General features: G+C 66.4%; 16 protein-coding genes. 13 read left to right on the top strand and 3 right to left on the bottom strand.

The features are described 5' to 3' along the window. Positions 1–73: 73 nt before the first annotated feature. Together ACGGKE_RS07670 and ACGGKE_RS07665 are read right to left on the bottom strand one after the other, a co-directional pair. On the bottom strand, positions 74–2863 hold the full coding sequence (locus ACGGKE_RS07670; RefSeq protein ID WP_394436676.1) for a TonB-dependent receptor: 2790 nt from the start codon (positions 2861–2863) through the stop codon (positions 74–76). 245 nt (positions 2864–3108) lie between these two features. After that, positions 3109–4077: a magnesium and cobalt transport protein CorA gene (locus tag ACGGKE_RS07665; protein WP_394436673.1), complete on the bottom strand. Its 969-nt coding sequence runs from the start codon at positions 4075–4077 to the stop codon at positions 3109–3111. A 228-nt stretch (positions 4078–4305) separates the two neighbouring features. Here ACGGKE_RS07665 and ACGGKE_RS07660 point away from each other — a divergent pair, with 228 nt between their 5' ends. The 7 genes from ACGGKE_RS07660 (at position 4306) to ACGGKE_RS07630 (ending at position 11281) form a co-directional block, all read left to right on the top strand. Then, positions 4306–4836 carry a hypothetical protein gene (locus ACGGKE_RS07660; RefSeq protein WP_394436670.1) on the top strand — a complete coding sequence of 177 codons (531 nt, stop codon included), beginning with the start codon at positions 4306–4308 and terminating at the stop codon, positions 4834–4836. A gap of 124 nt (positions 4837–4960) precedes the next feature. Beyond that, a complete protein-coding gene (locus tag ACGGKE_RS07655; protein WP_394436668.1) occupies positions 4961–5668 on the top strand; it encodes a response regulator transcription factor in 708 nt (235 codons plus the stop codon). 118 nt (positions 5669–5786) lie between these two features. Continuing rightward, positions 5787–6485: a carbonic anhydrase gene (locus ACGGKE_RS07650; protein WP_394436666.1), complete on the top strand. Its 699-nt coding sequence runs from the start codon at positions 5787–5789 to the stop codon at positions 6483–6485. 3 nt (positions 6486–6488) lie between these two features. Further along, complete coding sequence (locus ACGGKE_RS07645; RefSeq protein ID WP_394436664.1) at positions 6489–7985, top strand: SulP family inorganic anion transporter; 1497 nt, start codon at positions 6489–6491, stop codon at positions 7983–7985. Between the two features lie 251 nt (positions 7986–8236). Next, positions 8237–9082, top strand: a complete 846-nt coding sequence (locus tag ACGGKE_RS07640; protein WP_394436662.1) for a TorF family putative porin — start codon at positions 8237–8239, stop codon at positions 9080–9082. 163 nt (positions 9083–9245) lie between these two features. After that, positions 9246–9956 carry a response regulator gene (locus tag ACGGKE_RS07635; RefSeq protein WP_394436660.1) on the top strand — a complete coding sequence of 237 codons (711 nt, stop codon included), beginning with the start codon at positions 9246–9248 and terminating at the stop codon, positions 9954–9956. Between the two features lie 8 nt (positions 9957–9964). Then, positions 9965–11281, top strand: a complete 1317-nt coding sequence (locus ACGGKE_RS07630) for an ATP-binding protein (RefSeq protein ID WP_394436658.1) — start codon at positions 9965–9967, stop codon at positions 11279–11281. Between the two features lie 21 nt (positions 11282–11302). Here the strand turns inward: ACGGKE_RS07630 and ACGGKE_RS07625 are convergent, their stop codons facing one another. Next, complete coding sequence (locus ACGGKE_RS07625) at positions 11303–12973, bottom strand: alkaline phosphatase family protein (protein ID WP_394441814.1); 1671 nt, start codon at positions 12971–12973, stop codon at positions 11303–11305. Between the two features lie 77 nt (positions 12974–13050). Here ACGGKE_RS07625 and ACGGKE_RS07620 point away from each other — a divergent pair, with 77 nt between their 5' ends. The 6 genes from ACGGKE_RS07620 to ACGGKE_RS07595 all read left to right on the top strand — a co-directional run bounded on the left by ACGGKE_RS07620 (position 13051) and on the right by ACGGKE_RS07595 (position 21045). Continuing rightward, the gene (locus ACGGKE_RS07620; protein WP_394436655.1) at positions 13051–15081 is read left to right on the top strand and encodes a protein-disulfide reductase DsbD domain-containing protein; all 2031 of its coding nucleotides are present in this window, start codon (positions 13051–13053) and stop codon (positions 15079–15081) included. Next, positions 15081–15818, top strand: a complete 738-nt coding sequence (locus ACGGKE_RS07615) for a TlyA family RNA methyltransferase (protein ID WP_394436653.1) — start codon at positions 15081–15083, stop codon at positions 15816–15818. The genes ACGGKE_RS07620 and ACGGKE_RS07615 overlap by 1 nt, the downstream gene beginning before the upstream one ends. Before the next feature lie 97 nt (positions 15819–15915). Further along, complete coding sequence (locus tag ACGGKE_RS07610; protein WP_394436651.1) at positions 15916–16965, top strand: efflux RND transporter periplasmic adaptor subunit; 1050 nt, start codon at positions 15916–15918, stop codon at positions 16963–16965. A 12-nt stretch (positions 16966–16977) separates the two neighbouring features. Next, positions 16978–20082, top strand: coding sequence for an efflux RND transporter permease subunit (locus ACGGKE_RS07605; protein ID WP_394436648.1), 3105 nt, complete (start codon positions 16978–16980; stop codon positions 20080–20082). A gap of 28 nt (positions 20083–20110) precedes the next feature. Then, positions 20111–20662 carry a TspO/MBR family protein gene (locus ACGGKE_RS07600; RefSeq protein WP_394436646.1) on the top strand — a complete coding sequence of 184 codons (552 nt, stop codon included), beginning with the start codon at positions 20111–20113 and terminating at the stop codon, positions 20660–20662. A gap of 38 nt (positions 20663–20700) precedes the next feature. After that, on the top strand, positions 20701–21045 hold the full coding sequence (locus tag ACGGKE_RS07595) for an accessory factor UbiK family protein (RefSeq protein WP_394436643.1): 345 nt from the start codon (positions 20701–20703) through the stop codon (positions 21043–21045). Positions 21046–21055: the final 10 nt, after the last annotated feature.

Here is a 21055-nt window from a genome sequence, read left to right as displayed (position 1 = left end):
CGCCGGGCCGAAATAGCCGCGGATGTGGCGGCGCGCACCGCGGTCTACGCCGCAGCCGCCCCGGGCGCGTCGGTCAGAACTTGACCGATGCGTTCACGAAGAAGGCGCGGCCATAGACGTCATAGGTCGACGGATAGGTGTTCGCCTGTTCCTGATTGTCGCCCAGGATCGGCGGCTTCTTGTTGAACATGTTGTTCATGCCGATCGACCAGCCGAAATGCTCGGTCGGCTGCACCTGCAGGGCGAGGTCGAACAGGTTGTAGGCCTTGATCTTCTCGACGCTGTAGGTGGTCGTGGCGTCATCATCCTTGACGCTCGACAGGTAGCGATGCGTCAGCCCCACCGTGATCGGCCCGCTGGTCCAGGTGACGCGGTTGTTGAGCCGCAGCTTGGAATAGGGGTTGCCGCAATAGACGCCGAACTTGCCCGCGCAGCTCTGGTTGAGGTCGGGGATTGCCGCCACAGGATTGAGGTCGAAGCGGATGAGGCGCGTACCCGCAACGCGGAAGGCCAGCTTCCCCGTCTTGGCGCCGAACACGCCGAAGTTCAGCGGCACGCTGTAATTGACCTCGAAGTCCACGCCTTCGGTCTTGAGGCCGCCGGTGTTGGACAGCAGGTTCTCCGCCCCCTCGATCGCATAGCTGTCGGCGTTGCGCGGCAGCAGCGAACAATAGCTGCTGTCATAGGGCGTCCAGCCATTGGCCGCGGTGCCGTAGCAGGCCGCGATGATGTTCGCGGTGCCCGGCGTCGAGATATAGTTGTCGATCGAGATATGGTAATAATCGACCGTGGCGGTGAAGCGCGGCAGGAAGCCGGGCTGCAGCACGACGCCCGCGGTCCAGGTGTCCGACGTTTCCTCCCGCAGGTTCGGGTTGCCGCCAGTGACCGATTCGATCTGCGAGCTGCCGCCATTGATCGCCGTGCCGAGCGCGCTTGCCGCGACGCCGGTGGCCAGGCAACTGGCGTTGAGATTGGCATTGGTCACCGCCGCGGCCAGCTCGCACGGGTCGGTGGCGGTCGGGAAGTCCTGCGCCTGACCTGAATAGAGGTCATAGACGGTGGGCGCGCGCACCGCCCGGCTGATCTGCCCGCGGAATGTCACGTCCTTGACCGGCGCATAGATCAGGCCGACCGAATAGGTGCCGACATTCTTCGCCGCGGTGGAATAATGCGAATAGCGATAGGCGCCGTTGGCCTCCAGCTTGTGGACGAACGGCATGTCGGCCAGCAGCGGGACGTCGATTTCGGCGAACAGCTCCTTGACATTATAGCCGCCCGACAGGCCTTCGCCCGCGTTGAAGCCGACCACGTCGCCCGACGACAGGGCGTAGTCGGGATCGTAGCTGCCATGTTCGGACCGATATTCCGCGCCGATGGCGATGCCGGCCGGGCCAGCGCCCAGGTCGAACAGATTGCCGTTGGTGACGGCGAAGCTGGCGACCTGTTCGGTGATCGTGCTGACATTCTGCACGGGAATCGAGATGAAGGCCGCCGCTTCGTCGCTCATATTGCCTGCGCCGAAGATGTTGAGCGGCACGCAGCCATTGCTGGTGTCTGAGCAGACCAGGTTGCCGTCGGCGTCATAGGTCGTCAGCAGCGCCTGGCGGACGCGGCTGTCCGACACGTTGCCGGTCTGCTTTTCCACCTGATTGGTGCGGGAATAGCTGTAATAGCCGTCATAATTCCAGTCGCCGGCAATCTGCCCGCGCGCGCCGATCAGCGCACGATAGGCGGTGTTGTCGACGCTGGAGATGCGCGGCCCCACCTCGTTCATGCGGCGGTAGATGGCGGCGGTGGTATAGCCGTCGCCATCGGTGTCGGCCGCCGCCAGCAGCGCCTGCGAATCGGCGGACAGGAAGGAGGAATCGACGTCCAGCGAGACCGACCCGGTATAGGGGGTGGACGCCAGCCGGTTCTTGACCCGGTTGTTGATGAACTGCCCTTCGGCATAGACGGTCAGATGATCGTCCACCTCATAATGGGTCTGGGCGCTCAGCAGGATGCGCTTCTGCGGCACCTGTAGATAATTGTCCGGCGCATAATTATAGGCGTCGCTCGCCGCATCATAGGCGGAATAGCTGCCGTCCTGCGCGAACTTGTACTGGCTGCCCGACAGGGCCATGCGGGTGCCGGGGATGGAGCCCGATCCGCCGGCGGCCAGCCCGCCTTCGCCATCATCGGTATAGGCCTGGCGCGTGTAGCTGCGCGCGCTCTGCAGCACGGCGTCGCGCTTCGTATAGTCGATATAGAAGGTGGCATTGCCGCGCCCGTCGGCGAAATTGCCGCCGATCAGCAGGTTGCTGTTGAACGTGCCGCCGTCGCCTTCCTCGTTGATGCGATAATTGGCGTTGGCTTCGACGCCGGAGAAATCCTCCTTCATCACGAAGTTGATCACGCCCGCGATCGCATCCGACCCGTAGACGGCCGACCGCCCGCCCGACACTACTTCGACATGGTCGATCAGGCCCGCAGGCACGGTGTTGAGGTCGACGATCTGGCTGCTGTCATAGCTGATGTAGCGGCGGCCATTGACCAGTACGAGCGTGCGGTTCGCGCCCAGGCCGCGCAGGTCGGCGGTCGATACGCCGCCGCCGGGATTGTTGGAGGCACCGGTCGCGCTGGGCACGAGCTGCGGCAGATCATTGATGATCGCCTCGACATTGACCTTGCCGCTCAGCTTGAGTTCCTGCGCCGACACGATGGCGATGGGCGATGCCTGCTGCAAATCGGGACGAGCGATGCGCGATCCGGTGACGACGATGGTGCCTTCGTCGGCGTCGTCCGCGGTCTGGGCAAAGGCCGGCGTCGTCAGGCCGAGCAGCAGCGTCGACGCCAGCAGGCGCCGTTGGAAAGAGGAACGCATGGATGATAGTCTCCCTTGATGAGCGCCTCCCCCAAAGGCGGCGCCGCGACCATTTTTCTGATGAACACACCGGTGCGATGCGGGAGAGGTGGGTCAGCGTCGCAACAGCGTCAAACCCTTTCCATCGCGCCAAACGGCTTTTGTCACGCCTGTGTCATGGGGAACACAACTATTTCAAATTGCTGCATTATCTGGTGAAATGTAGCGCTACGAACGGCAATGTCCCGTCATCGGCGCCTTCGCGGTCACAGCCATTTCAGCTTCTTGAATCGAGCGTAGAGCAGGGCGCAGAACAGCGTGATGACGCCCAGCACGATCGGATAGCCGTAGCGCGTGCGCAATTCGGGCATATGATCGAAATTCATCCCGTAAATGCCCGCGATTGCCGTCGGCACCGCCAGGATCGCCGCCCATGCGGCCAGCTGGCGGGTTATGCCGCCGGTGCGCTGCTGTTCCAGCAGGTTGGACGATTCAAAGACGCTGCTCAAAATTTCGCGCAGGTCCTCCACCATCACCTGCACCCGGCGCACATGATCGCGCACATCGCTGAAATAGGGACGCGCTTCGGGATCGATGCAAGGCAGGTCGATCTTCACGAACTTGGTCGCGACTTCATGCATGGGGACCAGGATGCGCTGGAACCGGATCAGCTGGCGGCGCAGGCTGAAGATGCGGGTGACATCGTCGCGTCCCAGGAAATGGTCGATCATCTGCTGTTCCATCGACAGCACTTCCTCCTCTATCCCTTCGATGATCGGCAGATAGCCATCGACGATGAAATCCAGGATGGCGTGCAGCACATAGTCGGTTCCCTGCGCCAGCCGCTGCGGCACCGCCTCCAGTTCCTCGCGCAGCGTCACATGCGCCCGGGCCGACCCGTGCCGCACGCTGATGATATGGTGCTGACCCACGAACACCGCAGTCTCGCCATAGCAGATCGTCTCCTCCTCCAGATGGGCGGTGCGGGCGACGACGAACAGCTGGTCGCCATAGAGGTCGACCTTGGGCAGCTGGTTGGCCTTGATCGCATCCTCCACCGCCAGCGGGTGCAGCCCATAGGTGCGGGCCAATGTCTGCATTTCCTCCGCCGTAGGATCAGCGACGCCGATCCAGACGAAGTCCGACGTGTCCGCAGCGCAGACGATCCGTTCGTCGATGGGCACGCTGCGCACCCGTTGTCCATTGCGATAAAGAAAGGCGGCGATCACGGTCATGCGCGTCTGTTTCCCAGTTGTTTCCGGCCTCTAGCAGAAAGCGGCGGCAGCGTCCCGTGCGATGGACTGTTGGTCGCGCCCCGCTTTCGCCTCGCACCATTTTTGTCGCTCCTGCATGGCGGCTGACTTTCGCCTGACATAGTTGGGTGGGAATGGGGTGCGATGAAAGACAGCGCGGCGCATGCTGGGGGATGGGGGCAGGCCGCACGACGAAGCTGGAGCCATGCCTTGACCATCCTGACGATCGATTTCGAGGCGTCCTGTCTGCCGCGCCACGGGCGCTCCTTCCCGATCGAGGTGGGAGTCGCGAGCGGCGGGCTGTCGCGCAGCTGGCTGATCCGCCCCGCCGATTGCTGGGCCGGATGGGACTGGACGCAGGAGGCCGAAGCGCTGCACGGCATCAGCCGCGCGCGCATCGAGCGCGACGGGCTGCCGGCCGCGCAAGTGCTGGCGGAACTGGTCGCGACCGTGACGGGGCGGCGAGTCGTCGCCGACAGCCCGCTCGACCAATATTGGCTCGACCGGCTGGCTGCGGCCGCAGAGGCCGCCACGCCTTTTCGCATCGACCATGTCAGCGCTCTGTTCGATGAGCAGCAGGCGAGCGAGGCGCGGATCGCCGCCGCCGTTGCCCATGCCGACTCGCTAGGCCTGGCCCGACACCGTGCTGCAGGCGACGCCCTGTGGCTGGCCGCGTTGATCGATCATCTGCTGGCGCCGGCGCCGCCCCTGACTCTGCCGGCGCTCGTGGCGGCGCAGTAGCGCAATCTTGCAGCGCAGCAATATTTTGTAACGTTCGGCCCACGACGCAGACATTTCCGTCTCCTACAGACTGGGCAACGCCGTTGTCGCCCGCCGGGCGGGCCGAACCGACCGTGCAGGACGAATGCAGCCTCCACTCATCCTGATCGCTGAAACCCGGCAGGACCTGCGCAGCATGACGCGCGACCATCTTGAACAGAGCGGCTTTCGCGTCCTGCCGGCCATGACGGCCACGGACATATTCAACGCCTTGTCGACAACGCCGGTCCGGGCCGTGGTGCTGGATTCTGCGCTGCGCGGCGCGGACGGACTGGACCTGTGCCGCGACGTGCGCGAACGCAGTCATGTTCCCATCATCCTGGTCGGCGCCGACAGTTCGGAAGTCGATCGGGTGGTCGGGCTGGAACTGGGCGCGGACGATTATATGGCCAAGCCCTATTCGGCGCGCGAACTGGCCGCGCGACTGCGCGCGGTGCTGCGGCGGGGCGGCGAACGGAGCAGCGGCCTGCGCCGGCACAGCCAGGCGCTGTTCGACAATTGGGTGGTGGATTTCGCCCGGCGCGAAGTGACCGATCCGACCGGGCAGCCGATCGCCCTGACCGCCGCGGAGTTCGCGTTGCTGTCGATCTTCCTGGATCATTCCCAGACGGTCGTCGCGCGCGCGCGGCTGATGGAACTGGCCGGCGTGCGCGATAGCGGATCGTCGGACCGCAGCGTCGATGTGCTGGTCAGCCGACTGCGGCGCAAGCTGGGGGCGGGCGGGCGGCCTGCGCCGATCGTGACCGTGCGCGGCGTCGGCTACATGTTCAGCGCCGCGGTCGATCGGCGCTGACGTTCGCCAGACACAGTTTTTAACAAAGCCGCTGCGACGCAGCAAAACCCCGTCTCTATCCTTCAAACTATACCGGTCCGCCCCCGACCGGACGTGTCAACCATAAGAGGATAGAGCCATGAACGAGCTTATCGGTCGCGTGTTCAGCTTCGAAACCCATGTGTTTCCGAACGAAAGCGCGCTCTACAACCAGCTGGCGAGCCAGGGCCAGAGCCCCAAGGCGCTGATGATCTCCTGCGCCGATTCGCGCATCGTCCCTGAACATATCATGCAGGCCCAGCCCGGCGACCTGTTCGTGTGTCGCAACGCCGGCAACATCGTCCCGCCCCACGCCAGCCAGCTGGGCGGCGTCACCGCGACGGTCGAATATGCCGTCATGGTGCTGGGCGTGCGCGACATCATCGTGTGCGGCCACAGCGACTGCGGCGCGATGAAGGCGCTGGCGACCGAAGCCGATCTCACGTCCATGCCCAATGTCGCCGCCTGGCTGCGCCATAGCCACGCCGCGCAGAAGGTCTGCCGCGACAGCTATCCCGGCGATCTCACCGACGCGGAAAAGCTGCGCAACATGGCGCTGGAAAATGTCATCGTTCAGCTCACCCATTTGCGCACCCATCCGTCGGTGGCGTCGGGTATCGCGCGCGGCGAAATCGCGCTGCACGGCTGGTATGTCGACATCCACGCCGGCCAGATCCTGGGCCTCGACGGCGAAACCAATCGCTTCATGCCGCTGCGCGAAGGGCACAAGCTGCCCGTCGCGCTTCCCCATGGCCGTCGCCTCGCAGGCGTCGAGCCGCTCGCGCAAGCCGCGGAGTAATCCATGCTCAAGGCCTTTTCCGGCGGCTCCTTCAGCCGTGACTTCACAGCTTCCATCGTCGTGTTCCTGGTGGCGATGCCGCTCTGCATGGGCATCGCCGTCGCGTCCGGCGTCCCGCCGGAAAAGGGCCTGATCACCGGCATCATCGGCGGCATCGTCGTCGGGCTGCTGGCGGGCTCCCCGCTTCAGGTCAGCGGCCCGGCCGCCGGCTTGGCGGTCATCGTCTTCGAAATCGTGCGGGAACAGGGGCTTTCGGCGCTTGGTCCCATCCTGATCCTGGCCGGCGCGATCCAGGTGATCGCCGGCGTGGCGCGTGTGGGCGGCTGGTTCCGCGCCATTTCGCCCGCCGTGGTCCATGGCATGCTGGCGGGCATCGGCGTGCTGATCGTCGTCGGGCAGTTCCATGTCCTGTTCGACGACAAGCCGCTGTCGAGCGGCCTTGCCAATCTGGTGGCCATGCCGGGCCAGCTGCTCGGCCTCACCAACCAGGACGCCGCGACCGCCTTCGCTGTCGGCCTCGTCACCATCCTTGGTATGCTGGGCTGGGAGAAATTCCGCCCCGCGTCGATGAAGCTGGTGCCCGGCGCGCTCGTGGGCGTGGTGCTGGCGACGCTGGTCGCCTTCGCGCTCGCCCTGCCGGTTGCTCGCGTCGTCGTGCCCGAATCGATCCTGTCCGCGATCACCCCGCCCGAAGCCGGGCTGATGACGCAGTTGCTCAATCCCACCGTCATCACCACGGCCATCGCCATCGCCTTCATCGCCAGCGCCGAAACGCTGCTGTCGGCGGCGGCGGTCGATCGCATGCATGACGGCGTGCGCACCAATTACAACAAGGAACTCAGCGCGCAGGGCGTGGGCAACCTGCTCTGCGGCTTCGCCGGCTCGCTGCCGATGACCGGCGTCATCGTCCGCTCGTCCGCCAACGTCCAGGCCGGCGCCAAGACGCGCCTGTCGACCATCCTGCATGGCATCTGGATCCTGGGCTTCGTCGCCCTGCTGCCCTGGCTGCTGCGGGAAATCCCGATGGCAGCGCTCGCCGGCATCCTGGTCATCACCGGCGTCCGCCTGGTCAGCGTCGCGCATGTGAAGCATCTGTTCCATCTCTACGGTCCGCTGCCGGCGATCGTATGGGCGGCGACGCTGATCTGCGTGGTGGCGACCGACTTGCTGACCGGCGTGCTCGTCGGCATTGGCCTGTCGCTGCTGGAACTGCTGCCCCATGCCCGCAAGCTGGGCCTGAAGGTGGAGGAGGAAAGCCGGGGCGAAGCGCATGAAGTCGCGCTGCGCGGCACCGCCACCTTCCTCAACCTGCCCAAATTGTCGGCCAAGCTGGATTCGCTGCCGGCCGCGGGCCTCGTCATCCTCAATGTCGAGCGCCTGGGCCATATCGACCATACTTGCGCGGAGATGGTGCGCGAGTGGGTCGAGCGCCGCCGCAAGGCCGGCGCGCCGGTCGAACTGTTCGGCGCCACCGGCAAGATGCGTCAGTTCGCCGCCTGATCCAAACCCCCTTTCAGGCGACGTTCCTTCGCCGCCGTGCCGCCCCGGCACGGCGGCTTTTTCTTGCGCTATACCATCACTGTTGTTGCAGCCGCGCAACAGGCGCATTCTTCATTTCGCAGATGCGGCGAAAATAGGTTTAATATATCAGCCGCCTTGCCTATTCATGGGCGCATCCGCTGATATCGGGGGCGCCAGACAGACTCCCGGACCGGCGGATGCAGGACGGAACATTCCAACGTAAAAGGGGAATGTTCATGAAGTATCAAATCGCCTGTGCCGCTCTCGCGCTTCTCTCCAGCGCTCCGGCTTTCGCGCAGGAAGAACCCACCAGCCCCGTCACCGTGTCCGGCAGCGTCGCGCTGGTGTCCGACTATCGCTTTCGCGGCGTGTCGATGACCGACAAGGGCGCGGCCGTGCAGGGCGGCATCACCGCCACTCATGAAAGCGGCGCCTATGCCGGGGCCTGGGCATCGAACCTGTCGGGCTGGGGCACGTTCGGCGGGCCCAATCTGGAGCTCGACCTGTTCGCCGGCTACGCTTTCCCGCTGGGCGAGAATGCCACGCTGGACGTCGGCCTGACCTGGTACATGTATCCGTCGGGCGCGGACGAAACCGATTTCGCCGAACCCTATGTGAAGCTGTCGAGCCAGTTCGGCCCGGTCAAGGGCCTGGTCGGCGTCGCCTATGCGCCCAAGCAGGAAGCGATCGGCAAATTCTACAACAGCGCCACCAGCTACGCGACCGGCATCCCCGACAATCCGGGCGACAAGGAAGATAATTTCTACGTCTGGGGCGACATCAGCGGCGCCATCCCCAACACGCCGGTCACGCTCAAGGCGCATCTGGGCTGGTCGAGCGGCAATAGCGGCCTTGGCCCCAACGGCACCTCGCCCGCGCCGACCGGCAAATATGCCGACTGGCTGGTGGGCGCGGATGTCGCCATCCCCGGCACGCCGCTGACCCTGGGCATCGCCTATGTCGACACCGACATCGCCCGGGTCGAGGAAGATTATCTGCGTCCCAACCTGTCGGACGCCGACGGCTCCTCGATCGTGCGCAGCCAGGTCGTCTTCTCGCTGTCGGCCGCTTTCTGATCCGCCATGCGCCGGGCCCTGCCGATGGGCCCGGTGCAACCCCGCTTGCCGACGTGACAAATTGTTGCTGCCGTCACGATCGCGGATATGCGCCCTTTGGCGGAGTTGACCACCGATCCACCGCCGCTTATTCCGCGATCATGCCTTGGCTCCTCCCGCTTTCATGACTGCTCCGTCGATCATCCTGGTCGAAGATGATCCGCCGCTGCGCACGCTTACCGCGCGGGCGCTGCAGGAACATGGCTATCAGGTGCGCCCCGCCTCTTCGGGACCCGAAATGTGGGTGGCCTTCGACGCCGGACCGGTCGACCTGGTCGTGCTCGACGTCATGCTGCCGGGCACCAACGGCATCGACCTGTGCCGCCAGATCCGGCGCAAGAGCGATGTTCCCATCATCTTCATCAGCGCCAAGGGCAGCGAGACCGACCGTATCGTCGGGCTGGAACTGGGCGCTGACGATTATCTGGCAAAGCCCTTCGGCACGCGCGAACTGATCGCGCGCATTCGCGCTATCCTGCGCCGCGTCGGCGTGGAGCGCGGTCCCGACGAACATCGCGAAAGCGAAGCGCATTTCGACGGCTGGTCCGTCAATTTCCCCCGACGCGAATTGCGATCGCCCACCGGCGCGATCGTCGATCTGACCGGCGCCGAATTCGACCTGCTCGGCAGCTTCCTCAGCCATCCCCAGCGCGTCATCGCCCGCGAACGGCTGATCGAACTATCGCGCACCCGCATGGGCGACAGCAGCGACCGCAGCATCGACGTTTTGGTCAGCCGCCTGCGCCGCAAGCTGAGCACCCAGGAAAAGGCCGCGCCGATCACCACTGTGCGCGGCGTGGGTTATATGTTCAATGCAGAGGTCAGCCGCGCTTGAGACGGCATATGCGCGGATCGCTGGGGCTGCTCGGTCGGCTCTTCGCGATCCTGCTGCTGACGGTGCTGCTGGAATTTGCCGTCGGCACGCTGATCTACGAGCGGTCGAGCCAGCTTTATCTGCAGGATGACGAGGCGCGGCGACTGGCCGAACATCTGGTGATCGCGCGCAAGCTGCTGACCGAGCAGCCGCCTGAGGATCGACGCCTGCTCGGCCTCCAGCTCACCACCGATCGCTATGATATTCACTGGTCGGCCGCCGCGCCGCCGCCGCCGCCGCTTTCCCCCGAACTGGAGCGGATGCGGCGGCAGATTATCGCCTGGGAACCCAGTCTGGAAAAATCGGGTCTGTGGCTGCGGCTGACGCCCGGACGCCATTCGGAAGTCAATGGCGGGCTGCGCCTGCCCGATGGCAGCTGGCTCTATTTCGGCATGCCCCATGGCGCCGGCAAATGGGCCTTCACCATCGGACGCATGGGGCTGGCGCTCATCCCGGTCTTGGCGCTGCTGCTGGCGGGCTGGGTCCTCATTCGCCGGACGCTGGCGCCGCTGCGCGACCTCACCCATGCGACCCACCGGATCGGGCGCGGATCGGAAGTGATCGTGCCCGAAGCCGGGACCAGCGACGTGCGCAATCTCATCAGCGCGTTCAACGCGATGCAGGCGCGCATTCATCGCCTGATCAACGAGCGGACGGAGACGCTGGCGGCGGTCGGCCATGACCTGCGCACGCCGCTCGCCCGGCTGCAATTGCGGCTGGAGGAGGTGCGGGACAGCGACATTCGCGACGCGATGGGCGATGATCTGGAGGAAATGGGCGCGATGCTGGAATCGCTGCTCGCTTTCCTGGGCGGTGAAAAGGACCCCGAGCCGGTCGTCCGCACCGACATCGCCGTCAGCATCGCCACGGTGGTCGACGCCTTCCAGGATCATGGCCAGGACGTCAGCTATGACGGGCCCGATCATCTGGAAATGGATGTGCGCGGCCTGTCGCTGCGCCGCGCGGTGCGCAACTTGATCGAGAACGCGCTTCATTACGGCCATCGCGCGCGGGTGTCGCTGCTGCGCAAGGATGACGAGGTGCTGATCCGCGTTGACGATGATGGTCCTGGCATCCCGCGCGAGCGGCTGGAGGAAGTGCTGCGGCCCTTTTCACGGCTGGACGATGCGCGCCAGCGCAATACCAGGGGCCTGGGCCTGGGCCTGGCCATCGTGCAGAAGGCGGTGGCGGCCGAAGGGGGGCAGTTGACGCTCGCCAACCGCCCCGAAGGCGGGCTGCGTGCGGAAATCTGCCTCTATCTGCCCCGGTCCGCCAAGCGCGGCTGACCGGGCGAAGCGCGCGCTGCCTCAGCGGGCCGCGCAACTGTCCCCGTCGCCGGCGATCAGGTCGAGGCAGCGGCCATCAATCTCATTCTGCGGCACCGGCAGGCCAATCAGCGCAGCGAGGCTGGGCATGATGTCCACCGTCTCGATGCCCAGCGGCTGCTCGAACGGGCGCATCCCCTTGCGCCAGAACAGGATCGGCACGCGCCGGTCCATATCCCAGGGGGAGCCATGGGTCGCGACCGAACCCATCACCGCCTGTTCGGGAATGGCCATGACATTGGGTTTGAGCAGCAGCAGCAGGTCGCCCGACCGCGCGGGGTAGAAGCTGGCGCGCGCTTCCTCGATCAGGCTCCAATTTTCGGGGCGGCCGGTCGGCGCAGGAGTGGCGGCGATTTGCGCCTTGGTGAAGACGGCCGCGACCTGTGGATGGGCGCGCAGCAGCGCCAGCGTCGCCGTTTCCACCCGCGCGCGCTCGGCGGCGGAGAGGCCCTTGTCGAAATAGAGGTCGCCCGACGGACCGTCACCCCAGATCAGCGTCCGGCCGGGCATACCGACCTTCTGCGCGACGGTGGCGTTCAGCGCCTTGGGCCTCAGCCCGGTGTCGACCCGGCTTTCCATCGGCATCGCATTCATCCGGTGACGCTCGGGCAGGTCATGCCCGCCATGGTCGGCGGTCAGCACCACGACATAGTCGATGCCGTCCTTGTCCAGCCGGTCGAAGAAGGCGCCCAGTTCCTGGTCCAGCCGGGCGACCTGGATGCAGCTTTCGGTGCCTTCGGTGCCATAGGTGTGGCCGACATAGTCGGTCGCTGACAGGCCGATCGAGATGATGTCGCTTTGCGCCTGTTTGCCCAGATCCATGGTCTCGATCGCCGCGGCGGCGAAGGCCAGCGTCATCGCATCCTGCTCGGGCGAGATGCGGAACGCCTGATAGTCGCCCGCGTCCCGCGCGAAGCGGCCGGTGCCGACGGTGCGATTGCCCGCCTTCACCGGGAAGTCCTTCGCCACGCACTGGGCGGGCAGCTCGAAACCGGGATTGGCCTCTGCCAGCCGCTGGGCCATCGCCTGGTTGACCTTTGCCACCAGCGGCGGCGTCGCCACGCCCTTGTAGCTGACATAGCCCTGCGGACCGCCCAGCCACCAGATCTGGTCGGCGGTGGCGCCGCCCATCATGATCGCGGCGCGATCCTTGCCCGCGACCGACACGACGCGCGTGGCGGGATTGGCGGCCTTCATCCGGCCGCCCAGCGTCGGCACCTTCAGGTGCAGGGGGGATGCGACATAATGGTCGCTGTCGCTGCCGGGCTGGCTTTCATCCTCGGCGCAATAGACGGTCTTGTCGGCGCGCGGAGTGCTGAGGTCGATCCAGTTGTTGGCGATGATGCCCGTGCGCGACGGGCGGCTGCCGGTCAGGATGGTCGAATGGCCCGGGCAAGTCTCGGTCGCGGCGTGGCTCTGATAGCCGCGCGGGAACACCGCGCCCTCGCTGGTCAGCCGCTTGAGGCCGCCGACATAATATTGGCGATATTCGCTGAACAGGTCGGCGGAAAACTGGTCGACGCTGATCGCCACGATCAGCTTGGGCGGCGTTGCAGGCGCGGTCGGCTGGCTCGCGGGGGCGGTGGCAGGCGCCTGGGCCAGAGCGGGCATGGCCGTGGCGAGCAACAGGGCGGCGGCGACTCTCTTCAACATCATGCTATACCTTCTCTTGCCTTGACGGCGGATGGGGAGCGACCTAGCCCCCTTGCACCCAGGCGACCAGAGGCCCGATGCGGATTTTTCAAGTCATATTCATGACGTTTGCCCTGCTGGCGGGCTTTCCCGCCGCGTGGGCGCAGGGCGCGTTCGGTGGCGGCCCCGCGCATATCACGGCGGAGCTGGACAGCGAAAGCGACAGGCCCGCGCCCGGCGGTAGCACGACCATCGCCTTCGCCATGACCCCGCAGCAGGGGTGGCACGGCTATTGGGAAAATCCCGGCGACGCGGGGCTGGGCATGACGGTCGACTGGACGCTGCCCAAGGGGGTGAGTGTCGGCACGCTGCGCTATCCCGTCCCCGAAACGCTGCTGATCGCCGGCCTGATGAACTATGTCTATGAAGGCCCCTATGCGGTGCTGGCTGACCTTCGGGTCGCGGCCGACATCGCGCCGGGCACGCGCTTGCCGATACGGGCAAAGGCGCAGTGGCTGGCCTGCACCGACAAGGTTTGCGTGCCCGAAACGGGCGATTTGTCGCTGGACCTGATCGCGGGCGATGGCGCGGTGCAGCCCGCGGCGCGCAGCCGGTTCGACGCGTGGCGCACGCATCTGCCCCGGCCGCTGGGATCGCAGGCCCATTATGCGGTCGAGAACGGGCGGCTGCGCCTGTCCATTCCCTATCCTGCCGGGGCGCAAGCCAAGGACGTGCATCTCTTTCCGCTGGGCGCGGGGCTGGCGCGCTATGCCGCGCCGCAGACCATCACGCGCAACGATAACCAGATGGTTATCGAAACCGCCGCGTCGGCGGAGGAGGCCCCCGTCGGCCAGGTGCAGGCGGTGCTGCGGACGGGCGACCATGTCGGCTTCCTGCTGACCGCCGTGCCGGGCGCGGTCGCCGTTCCCGCCAAAAGCGGGCAGGCGGGCGCGATCCTGGCGGCGCTGGGCGGCGCCCTGCTGGGCGGGCTGCTGCTCAACATCATGCCCTGCGTCTTCCCGATCCTGGGGCTGAAGGCGATGAGCCTCGCCAAAGCGGGCGGGGACGAACGCCTGGTGCGCCGGGACGCGCTGGCCTATGCCGCTGGCGTCATTCTGACCTGCCTTGCCCTGGGCGGGCTGCTGCTTGCCCTGCGCGCGGCCGGCCATGCGGTGGGCTGGGCGTTCCAGTTGCAGGACCCGCGCATCACTCTGGCCCTGCTGCTGCTGGTGACCGCCATTGCCTTCAACCTTGCCGGCCTGTTCGAATTGCGCGCGATGGGCGGCGGCGCGGGGCTTGCGGCCAGAGGCGGCGTGATGGGCGCTTTCTGGACCGGCGCACTGGTCGCATTCGTCGCGACGCCCTGCACCGGGCCCTTCATGGCGGCGGCGATGGGGGCGGCGTTGCTGCTGCCGCTCGCCGCCGCGCTGGCGATCTTTGCGGGCCTCGGGCTTGGGCTCGCCCTGCCATTCCTGCTGCTCGCCTATGCGCCCGCGCTGCGCCATCGCCTGCCGCGGCCCGGCGCCTGGATGGGACGGCTGCAGAAGATACTCGCCATCCCGATGTTCCTGACCGCGCTTGGTCTGGCCTGGCTGCTGGGGCAGCAGCGCGGCGTTGCGGGCATGACCATCGGCCTTGGCGCGGCGCTCATTCTGGCGTTGCTGCTCTGGTGGCTGGGCACGCGCCAGCATCGTGGGAAGGGCGGCGGGCTGGTCGCGGCACTGGCCGCGCTGGCGCTGCTGGCCGGGGCCGCAACGGCCCTGCCGACCACCGCGCCCGCAGTGGCGGCGAACAGCGCCGCATCTGTCGCTTTCGCTGTCGGGAAACTGGACGCGCTGCGCGCCGCGAACAAGCCGGTCTTCCTCTATTTCACCGCCGACTGGTGCCTCACCTGCAAGGCCAATGAGGCGGCGGCGATCGATCGGGAGGATGTGCGCGCGGCCTTCGCCAAGGCGGGCGTCACCGTCATGGTGGGCGACTGGACCAGTGCCGACCCCGCCATCACCCGCTTCCTGGAAAGCCAGGGGCGGTCGGGCGTGCCGCTTTACCTCTGGTATGCGCCGGGTAAGGATGCGATGGTGCTGCCGCAATTGCTGACGCCCGCGACGCTGACCGGGATGGTGCGCTGATGGCCAAGATCCGCGCCGACCAGCTGCTCGTCGACGCTGGCCTCGCCGAAAGCAAGGCGCGGGCGCAGGCGCTGATCCTCGCCGGGCTCGTCTATCTGGGCGACCGCAAGATCGAAAAGGCGGGGCAGCAGGTGCCGGCCGATGCCGAACTCGACGTGCGCGGCCGCGACCATCCCTGGGTGTCGCGCGGCGGCATCAAGCTCGCCCATGCGCTTGAAGCATTCGACATCGACGTCACCGGCTTCGTCGCCATCGATGTCGGCTCCTCGACCGGGGGCTTCACCGATGTGCTGCTGACCAAGGGCGCGGCCAGGGTCTATGCCGTCGACAGCGGCACCAACCAGCTCGCCTGGAAATTGCGCTCTGACGATCGCGTCATCGTGCATGAACAGACCAGCGCGCGCATCCTGACCCATGCCCATATTCCCGAGCCCGTCGACATCATCGTGTGCGACGCCAGCTTCATCAGCCTGGCCAAGGTGCTGGAAAAGCCGATCGGCTTCGCGCGCCCCGGTGCGCATCTGGTCGCGCTCATCAAGCCGCAGTTTGAAGCGCGAAGGGAGGAGGTCGGCAAGAATGGCGTGGTGCGCGACCCCGCGGTCCATGAACGCGTGTGCGCCGACGTGCAGGACTGGGGCGTCGCGCAGGGCTGGACGATTGCTGGCCTGACGCCAAGCCCGATCACCGGGCCGCAGGGCAATGTCGAATTTCTTCTCTACGCCCGGCTTGGCGGATAATGGGACGCGCTTCGTTTTCTGGCGGCGATACATAATGATACATTGCGCGACCAAGGGTCGGCTTGTGTCCCGCGGAAAGGCCCGATAGCCCGTCACCATGCGCCCGTTCCTGCCCCTCATTCTCAGCGCCCTTTGTCTTGCCGGTTGCAATGGCGAGGAACAGAAGGCGCCGCGCGCCGCGCCCCTCGTCACCGCTGCGCCGATCGCCAGGGCGACCTTCACCGACACGGTCGAAGCGGTCGGCACCGCGCTCGCCAACGAACAGGTGGTGCTGTCCGCGCCGGTGACGGAGCGGATCGAGTCTGTGAACTTCGCCGATGGCGGCTTCGTCAAGCGGGGGCAGGTGATCGCAACCATGGCCGTCGCGCAGGAAAAGGCGGAGCTGGCCGCCGCCCAGGCGCAGGCGCAGCAGGCCAGCCAGCAATTGCAGCGCATCCAGGCGCTCAAGGCGCGCGGCTTCGCCACCGCCGCGTCGCTGGACCAGCAGCTGGCGCTGGCCAACGCGGCCAAGGCGGCGGCCGACCAGTCGCGCGCCGCGATCAGCGACCGAGTGATCCGCGCGCCCTTTGGCGGTTGGGTCAGCCTGCGCACCATCTCTGCCGGGGCCATCATTCCGGCCGGCACCGCGATCGCCACGGTCAGCGACATCAGCCGCATCAAGCTGGACTTCACCGTGCCCGAAACGCAATTGTCGATGATCCGCGAAGGCATGCCGATCAACGCCGTCTCGGCCGCCTGGCCGGACCGGCCCTTCGCCGGCACCATCGCGACTATTGATCCGGTGATCGATCCCGCCACGCGCGCGGTCAGGGTGCGTGCGATTCTCCCCAATGGCGACAAGGCGCTGAAGCCTGGCATGCTGCTGACCGTCAGCGTGCGCGCAAGCCAGCGGGAATCGCTCGCCGTGCCCGAACTGGCGGTGCTGGGCGACGGGGAGGAGCGTTATGTCTTCGCGCTGGATGGCCGCACCGCCCGGCGCGTCAAGGTCGATACCGGCATGCGGCAAAATGGCATGGTGGAGATATTGGGCGGGGTGAAGCCGGGCCAGACCATCGTGACCGATGGCGTCGTCAAGCTGAGCGACGGGGCGAAGGTGCGCCTGGCCCAGGACAAGCCGCAGGCCGGTTCCGCCAAGGCCGCTGGCTGAGGAGGCGGCGCGATGCAGCTGTCTGACCTGTCTGTCCGCCGCCCGGTCTTCGCCGCCGTCGTCGCGGTGCTGCTCTGCATCGTCGGCATCGTCGGCTATCTCAGCCTGTCGGTGCGCGAATATCCGGACACCGATCCGCCGGTCGTGTCGGTCGAGACGGTCTATACCGGCGCGGCCGCTTCGGTGGTGGAAACCCGCATCACCCAGTTGATCGAGGACGCGGTCGCGGGCGTCCAGGGCATCCAGACCATCACCTCCACCTCGGAGGATGGCCAGTCCGACATCAATATCGAATTCGATCCCTCGCGCGACATCGACAGCGCCGCCAATGACGTGCGCGACCGTGTGGGATCGGTGGTCGAGGATCTGCCCGAGGATGCGCTGGCGCCCGAAATCCGGAAGGTGGATTCGGACGCGCGCTCGATCCTGTTTCTGGCCTTTTCGCGCCCTGGCTGGAGTTCGATCCAGCTCAGCGACTATATCGACCGTAACATCGTCGATCGCTTTTCCGCCATCGACGGCGTCGCACGCGTGTTCATCGGGGGCGAGGCGCGGCCGTCGACCCGCATCTGGTTCAACGCGGAAAAGCTGGCCGCCTTTGGCCTGACGCCGGCGGATGTCGAAAATGCGCTGCGCACCCAGAATGTGGAGCTGCCCGCCGGCCGCTTCGAATCCCGCCAGCAGAACCAGACGCTGCGCGTCGAGCGGCCCTTCGCCACGCCGCAGGAATTTGCGGGGCTGGTGGTCGGGCGCGGGGCCGATGGCTATCAGGTGAAGCTGGGCGATGTCGCGCGGATCGAGGAAGGGCCGGAAAATCCCTATAGCAGCTTCCGCTCCAATGGCGGCACGGCCATTGGCCTGGGCATCATTCGCCAGTCGGGCGCCAATACGCTGGAAGTGGCGCAAAAGGCCAAGGCGCTGATCAAGGATCTGGAGCCGACCCTGCCGGCGGGCATGCGGATCGCCATCGGCACGGACGAGAGCCTGTTCATCGAGCGCGCGATCGAGAATGTCTATGACACGCTGCTGGAAGCGGCGCTGCTCGTCATCCTGGTCATCTTCCTGTTCCTGGGGTCGGTGCGCGCGACGCTGGTGCCGGCGGTGACGGTGCCGATCTGCCTGCTCGCCACCTGCGCGGTGATGTGGCTGCTCGGCCTGTCGATCAACCTGCTGACCTTGCTCGCCTTCGTGCTGGCGATCGGCCTGGTGGTCGATGATGCGATCGTCGTCCTGGAAAATGTCTATCACCGGGTCGAGCAGGGGGATGATCCGCTGGTCGCGGCCTATCTCGGCTCGCGGCAGGTGGGCTTTGCCATCATCTCCACCACTCTGGTCGTCTGCGCGGTGTTCGTGCCGATCATGTTCCTGGCCGGACAGACGGGCCTGTTGTTCCGCGAGCTTGCCATCGCGATGATCGCGGCGATCGGCTTTTCCGGCTTCATCTCGCTCAGCCTGGCGCCGATGCTGTGTTCCAAGCTGCTTAAGACCGCGGAGCGCGGACGGCTGGCGCGCTGGGTCGATGATCGCTTCCAGCGGCTGGAGAGCGGCTATGCCCATTGGCTCGACCGCGTGCTGGTGAAGCCGCTCATCCCGGTGGTGGCGGTGCTGCTGTTCCTGGGCGTCGCCGGTGTCTTCTTCACGCGGCTGCCGACCGAACTCGCCCCGGCCGAGGATACGGGCGTGGTCGAATCCAGCATCAGCGCGCCCGAAGGCACGGGCTATGACCAGATGCTGGCCTATATGCTCAAGATCGAGAAGGATCTGAACTTCCTGCGCGAGGACGGGACGCTCCAGAACCTGGTCGTGCGCGCGCCCGGCGGCTTTGGCACCACCGACGATTTCAACAGCGGCAACGTCATCGCCTTCCTGCGTCCGTGGGAGGACCGCAGCATCACCACCGCCGAAGTGGCGACCATCATCAACAAGGTGATCGCCGACCAGCCCGGCGTGCGCGGCAATGCGGCGCCGCGTTCGGGCCTGGGGCGCGGACGCGGGCTGCCGGTCAACCTGGTGCTGGCGGGCGCAACCTATGAAGGGCTGGCGGCGGCGCGCGACCGGATCATGGCGGCGGCCGCCAACTATCCCGGCCTCATCAACCTGGACAGCGACTACAAGGAATCCAAGCCGCAAATGCGGATCGAAACCGATCTGCAACGGGCCGGCGACCTGGGCGTATCGGTCAATGACGTCAGCCAGGCGCTGCAGAGCCTGCTCGGGTCGCGCCGCGTCACCACCTATGTCGATCGGGGCGAGGAATATCGCGTGCTGGTGCAGGCGGAGGATGAGGGGCGCGAGACCGTCGCCGACCTGGAGCGCATCAATGTGCGCAGCCGCACCGGCGGCCTGGTGCCGCTGTCGGCGCTGGTCACCGTCCGCGAAGTGGCGGGGCCGCGCCAGCTCAACCGCTACAACAAGCTGCGGGCGATCACGCTGACGGCGGCGCTGGCGCCCGGCACGTCGCTGGGCGATGCGCTCGGCTGGCTGGAGACGCAGGCGCGCCAGTCGCCCGAAGTCATCGCGCTCGGCTATCGCGGCGAAAGCCAGTCGCTGCGCGAAACCGGCGGGGCGATCTGGCTGGTGTTCGGCCTGACCATCCTCGTCGTGTTCCTGCTGCTGGCGGCGCAGTTCGAAAGCTTCGTCCATCCCGGCGTCATTATCGCCACCGTGCCGCTGGCGGTCGCGGGCGGCGTGCTGGGGCTGGCGCTGACCGGCGGGTCGGTCAATCTCTACAGCCAGATCGGCATCGTCATGCTGGTGGGCCTGGCCGCCAAGAACGGCATCCTGATCGTCGAATTCGCCAACCAGCTGCGCGACGAGGGGATGGCGATCGAGCGCGCCATCCGCGAAGCGGCCAAGCGCCGCCTGCGCCCGATCCTCATGACCTCCATCGCCACCGTCATCGGCGCGCTGCCGCTGGTCATTCGCGGCGGGGCGGGCGCGGCTGCGCGCGAGTCGATCGGCGTCGTCGTGGTGTTCGGCGTCAGCCTGGCGACGATCATCACCCTGTTCCTGATCCCGATCTTCTATTCGCGCGTTGCCAAGCGCACGGTTTCTCCGCAAACCGTCAGCCGCAAGCTGGAATCGGCGCTCAAGGATTCGGCCGAGCCGGCGGAATGACGGACAAGCGCGGGGGGTGTTGCTGCCGATGAACGAAATCGCGTCCCAGGGCCAGTTGCGCCTGGCTTATCTTCGGTGGGCGCTGGTGACGGTGCCCGCCATCGTCTTCCTCGGATTTCTGTCCGGGCGGCTCGCCAATAGCGGCTATGGCAATCGCTGGTTCGATGCGCTGGACAAGCCTGCGCTGATGCCGCCGGGCTGGGCCTTTGGCACGGCCTGGACGATCCTGTATGTGCTGATGGCGCTGGCCTTTGCCATCGTGCTGCACGCGCGGGGCGCGCGCGGGCGGGGCGTGGCGATCGGCCTGTTCCTGCTGCAGCTGGCGATGAACCTGGCCTGGTCGCCGCTCTTCTTTCGCGCGCACCAGGTGAGCGCGGCGCTGATGCTGATCCTGGCGCTGATCGTCATCGTGGTGCTCACCACCCCTTTCTTCTGGCGCATCCGGCGGCTGGCGGGCGTGTTGCTGCTGCCCTATCTCGCCTGGCTGGCCTTCGCCGCCTTCCTCAATTTCGAGATTGGCCGCCTGAACCCCGAAGCGGAAACCCTTGTCGCGCCGGCGCTCAAGACCCAAGTAAGATAGACGAAGGCGCCGGTCGCGCCGCAGGAAGGACAAGAGCAATGCAGAGCGAGAACCGCTTTTTCGACGATCTGGCCAAGCTGGTGAACGGCGCCGCCGGCACCATGGCGGGCATGACGCGCGAATTCGAATCCAACGCGCGGGAACGCGCCAAGGAATGGATCGGCGGCATGGACTTCGTGTCGCGTGAGGAGTTCGACACGGTGAAGGCGATGGCGCAGGCCGCGCGCGAAGAGGTCGAGTTGCTCAAGGCCCGGATCGACGCGCTGGAAGGCAAGGCCGGCGAGCCCGTCACCAAGAGCGTCAAGACGCCCAAGGCGAAGGTCAATGAGCCGCTGGCGCGCAGCATCGAAGGCGTCGCGCCGGTGGCAGACGACAGCGAGTGATCCGTCTGTC

The sequence above is a fragment of the Sphingobium naphthae genome (assembly GCF_043589935.1).
Lineage (GTDB): Bacteria > Pseudomonadota > Alphaproteobacteria > Sphingomonadales > Sphingomonadaceae > Sphingobium > Sphingobium naphthae_A.
Note: the sequence above shows the minus strand (reverse complement) of the source record. Positions and strands in the feature narration are given on the sequence as shown.